At 43.8% G+C, this 4,368-nt stretch carries 7 protein-coding genes; 5 read left to right on the top strand and 2 right to left on the bottom strand.

Going from position 1 to position 4,368, the window contains the following annotated elements; translation table 11 throughout:
- Positions 1–230 (bottom strand): SsrA-binding protein (locus tag JKY90_01250; protein ID MBL4850894.1); only part of this gene is annotated, 230 nt, incomplete at its 3' end.
- 138 nt (positions 231–368) lie between these two features.
- Here JKY90_01250 and JKY90_01245 point away from each other — a divergent pair.
- Genes JKY90_01245 through JKY90_01235 form a run of 3 tightly spaced genes read left to right on the top strand, consistent with a single transcriptional unit; the run spans position 369 to position 2,484 of the window.
- On the top strand, positions 369–1,739 hold the full coding sequence (locus JKY90_01245) for a sodium-dependent transporter (GenBank protein ID MBL4850893.1): 1,371 nt from the start codon (positions 369–371) through the stop codon (positions 1,737–1,739).
- 2 nt (positions 1,740–1,741) lie between these two features.
- A complete protein-coding gene (locus JKY90_01240) occupies positions 1,742–2,200 on the top strand; it encodes a type II toxin-antitoxin system RatA family toxin (protein MBL4850892.1) in 459 nt (152 codons plus the stop codon).
- Positions 2,197–2,484 (top strand): RnfH family protein, encoded by a 288-nt coding sequence (locus JKY90_01235; GenBank protein MBL4850891.1) that lies wholly within the window; start codon positions 2,197–2,199, stop codon positions 2,482–2,484. Before JKY90_01240 ends, JKY90_01235 begins: the two co-directional genes overlap by 4 nt.
- Before the next feature lie 26 nt (positions 2,485–2,510).
- On the opposite strand, the gene JKY90_01230 is transcribed toward JKY90_01235, so the two are convergent.
- Positions 2,511–2,891 (bottom strand): outer membrane protein assembly factor BamE, encoded by a 381-nt coding sequence (locus tag JKY90_01230; protein ID MBL4850890.1) that lies wholly within the window; start codon positions 2,889–2,891, stop codon positions 2,511–2,513.
- Positions 2,892–3,046: 155 nt separating this feature from the next.
- On the opposite strand from JKY90_01230, the gene fur reads away from it, so the two are divergent.
- Both fur and JKY90_01220 read left to right on the top strand, forming a co-directional pair.
- Positions 3,047–3,466 (top strand): ferric iron uptake transcriptional regulator, encoded by a 420-nt coding sequence (fur, locus tag JKY90_01225; protein MBL4850889.1) that lies wholly within the window; start codon positions 3,047–3,049, stop codon positions 3,464–3,466.
- 326 nt (positions 3,467–3,792) lie between these two features.
- Positions 3,793–4,368: TonB-dependent receptor plug domain-containing protein (locus tag JKY90_01220; protein MBL4850888.1), on the top strand; the 576-nt coding region annotated here is incomplete at its 3' end.

Genomic DNA, 4,368 nt, shown 5'->3' with positions numbered 1-4,368 from the left:
GTAGAGGCGCTTTGTAGTGCCGAGATATGCCCGTTAAACCAAAAGGCTTCGCCATCTTTAATTACCACATAGCTTTCGGCCATTTGCGCGCGCCCGGCACGCATGCTTTTAACTTCCCAGCCTTCCAGTACAAGCCCAGTTCCGAAGCGCTCTTCGATAAAGTAATCGTGCCGTGATTTCTTGTTGAGCGCGATAGTGTTGTCTGACACTTTTTTCTTGTTTTTAGCCATGGTGAGATTATACAAGCTAAACCGTGATAATGGTCTGCAAATACTTGTATTAGATAGGGAAATCCAAGACAATTAGGGCTATACACAGCAATAACATATCTAGTCTACGTTTATTACGCGTAGATATGAAATACGTAAATGACAATGGCAGACAATAATAGAACATCACTGCATGGACTTTGGACCTCACGCTGGGCCTTTATTATGGCGGCGACGGGTTCGGCGGTCGGGCTGGGTAATATCTGGAAGTTTCCTTATATGGCCGGTGAGAATGGTGGTGGTGCCTTCGTTCTGGTTTATTTACTGTGCATTTTTCTGATTGGTGTGCCGATTATGATGGCTGAGGTGATGTTGGGTCGCCGGGGTCGCCGTAATCCAGTTGATACCATGAAGCATTTGGCCGCAGAGGCAGGTCGTTCACAGCTATGGAAGCTTCTTGGTTGGATGGGCATAGCAGCCGGATTTTTAATTCTTTCTTATTACAGTGTCATTGCCGGTTGGGCAATCAGTTATATTTTTACTACAGGCGCTGGTACGTTCACCGGTGCTGATGCAGCCTCGGTTGGGCAACATTTTGATGAGCTAACTAAATCGCCGCTGACACTTATTTTTTGGCATAGCATTTTTATGTTGATGACTATGGCAGTCGTTGTGCGTGGTATCGAAGGCGGGATAGAAAAAGCGGTACGTTTTTTGATTCCTGCTTTGTTTGTTTTGATGATAGTCATGGTGTTGTATGCGATGACTACCAGTGGTTTTGCGCAAGGTTTGCATTTTATGTTTACGCCAGATTTTTCAAAAATCTCGACTGAAGGTGTACTTGCAGCAATGGGGCAAGCATTCTTCACGCTCAGCATCGGCATGGGCGCTATCATGGTTTACGGTGCTTATTTACCAAAAGAGATATCTATAGCACAGACATCATTTACCATTGCCTTTGCTGATACCTTGGTTGCCATATTAGCCGGTCTAGTAATATTCCCCATTGTTTTTGCTAACGGGCTTGAAACGGGTTCAGGTCCTGGCCTGATTTTTGTCACCTTGCCTCTGGCCTTTGGCAATATGGCTTTTGGCACTTTATTTGGTACTTTATTTTTTATTCTGTTGGTGTTTGCCGCGTGGAGTTCTTCGATCAGTTTAATTGAACCTGCGGTGGCCTGGCTCATTGAAAATAAAGGTCTTAGTAGACTCAAAGCAAGTATGGCTTTAGGGCTGCTGACTTGGGTTATTGGTTTGGGTACGGTATTTTCATTTAACGAATGGTCGAACCTTACTGTTTTTGGTAAGACATTCTTTGGTTTGCTGGATTATTTAACATCGAATATTATGTTGCCATTGGGTGGTGTGTTAATGGCAATTTTTGCTGGTTGGTTGATGAAGAAGGCTGCATCTCAAGGTGAGCTTGCTCTGGGTGCCAGTGCTTATTCAATATGGTATTTTCTTGTTCGTTATGTCACACCAATCGCAGTCATGCTGGTATTTTTAAACGCCATTGGCATGTTTTCGTAACTGTGCCGAGAATTAATCGTAGCGCGCTAGTACACCACAGTGCACAAGCCATGTTTGATTTGGTAGATGATATTAAATCTTACCCAAAATTTTTGCCGTGGTGTGCCAGTAGTAAAGAATTGGCGCGAGATGAGCAAGGTGTTTGTGCTCAAGTCGAGCTACGCAAAGGCAGGGTACATAAATCGTTTACTACGAAAAATAGTAATGAGCCTGGTGTGAGTATTACCATGAAACTGGTTGAAGGGCCTTTTAAAACGCTTGAAGGTGTGTGGTCTTTTCAGGCTTTGGATGAGGGCGCTAGTAAGGTGTCACTTGATCTGGAATATGAATTTTCCAATGTGTTACTCAAGATGACAGTTGGGCCAGTTTTTCAGCAGATAGCAGATAAGTTGGTCGATGCCTTTTGTCAGCGTGCCAATGATATTTATGGCCACAATAGTGATGATTCAAAAATAGTATGACCAGTGAAACGATCGATATAGAAGTGGCTTATGCTACGCTGGAAGAACAGCTTATTCTTAAACAGAGTATTGCGCCTAATGCGACAGTTGAAACGGCGCTACAAGCATCAGGTTTGCTTGAGCATTTTCCAGACATAGATTTGTCGGTGAATAAGGTGGGGATTTTTGGCAAGCTCTGTAAGCTTAATACAAGCTTGCGTCCAGGTGACCGCATTGAGGTTTACCGCAAATTGATTGCTGACCCGAAAGAAGCACGCCGCAAACGCGCCAAGGAATCAAAGTAAACTAGTTCAGTAATAGAGCGCCTAGGCTACAATGTTTTAACGGTTTTGCTCTTAGTTTCTTCATCCTCTATAGGGGGCTTTGGCCGACGCTGTGGAATATCGGTGTTGAAATGGATCAAATGTTCACCTTCAAAAAATAATGTTAATTGGTAAAGATCCACAGGTTTATTGGCCGGTTTGAAATAATAGACATAGTCCCAGCGATCTGGGCGAAAGGGGTCTTGTATGAGTGGCGTGCCAAGCAAGTGCAGCACTTGTTGGCGACGCATACCGATATCAAGCTTTTCTAATTGTTCATCGTCAATGATATTGCCTTGTTGAATATCAATTTTATGGATAGAGCAGGCAGAGAAAGACAAGAGCAGGGAGAAAATAAGCAGGCTGCGGTACACTATAGTGGTAATCATTGATTCTGGTTTCTATTTTATTACGCCGCCGAATACAGTAATATGTGGCAAGAGGCGGAGCATTGCCAAGCGTGTTGTAAGGCGCGAAGTGTAACGTATGTCAACTTTGCCCAACAGGTTTATCTACCAAAACTGATTCAGGATCGCCAAAGACCATGAGCTCTTCAGAGTTAAAAAACGCTGGCCTTAAGGCCACACTACCGCGCATCAAAATTCTTGAAATCATGCAAAAGAACCGCGCGAACCATATGCGTGCGGAAGAAGTCTATCAGGCTTTGCGTGACGAGGGCGAAGATGTAGGGTTAGCCACGGTTTATCGTGTTTTAACCCAATTCGAAGATGCCGGTTTAGTGATCCGCCATCATTTCGAAGGCGGTCATGCCGTGTTTGAGATTAATGAGGGTCACCATCATGACCACCTGGTTTGTGTTAAAAGTGGCAAAGTTATTGAGTTCACCGACCCCATTATTGAAGAACGCCAAAAGGTCATTGCCAAAGAGCATGGTTTTAAAATGACCGATCACACCCTCATTATCTATGGTGTATCCGCAGAACACCAAGAAGCTGAAGACTAGTCTCAGCCAATCTTGCAGCACCAAAAGTAGGCGCCTTGAGGCGAGGAAAGTCTCAATAATATTAATTAATTATTAGCAATAAGCTATTGAACTAAAAGTAATTTTAACCTAATTCTTGTTTTGATAAGCGCTTGGTTAGGTAAAGATCCCGCTCGTACTCTCCCGTATATTGTTAGTGTTTGTTTAACACTGCTTTTATTTGGCTAATAGCAGTAATATCTCTCAGAATCTAAATGGTAATGATTTGCATTACTGTGATTGTTTCTATATAGTTCCCCTCTAGAAGAAAAAGATTGGCATTACAACAATCTACTAGGGAAAACACCATGCTTAAACGAAGTACTGTCACCCGCGCTGTGGCATTAGCGATTTCTGTATCTGTAGCCCCGTCAGCATTTGCCGTGGATGGAGAGGCGGATAATGACGCACAAAGCGAGAATGACTTAAATAGTGATCAGTCCAATGAAATTGAGCACGTTATTGTCACTGGGCAAAAGACTGAGAAAGGCATTACCCGAGCCTTTAAAACGCCTGAATTATTGATTGATGTTCCTAACTCTCTATCTGTTGTTACGGCTGAACGGATCGAAGAGCAGGGTTTTCGAGGTATTGGTGATCTGCTGCAGTACACGCCAGGTGTAACTGTCGGTCAAGGGGAAGGTCAGAGGGATCAGATTACGATTCGTGGTCAGAATACGCAGGCAGACTTCTTTATAGATGGCTTACGCGACGATGCTGAATACTTTCGCCCCTTCTATAATGTGGAGCGTGTTGAGGTGTTGCGTGGCTCCAATGCCCTTATTTTCGGCCGCGGTGGTGCTGGTGGCGTTATCAACCGTGTAAGCAAAACACCCGTCTATGACGAAGAATTTAGTGACGTGTCTGCCAGTATAAATAGTTTC

The organism is Gammaproteobacteria bacterium (genome assembly GCA_016765075.1).
Taxonomy (GTDB): domain Bacteria; phylum Pseudomonadota; class Gammaproteobacteria.
Note: the sequence above shows the minus strand (reverse complement) of the source record. Positions and strands in the feature narration are given on the sequence as shown.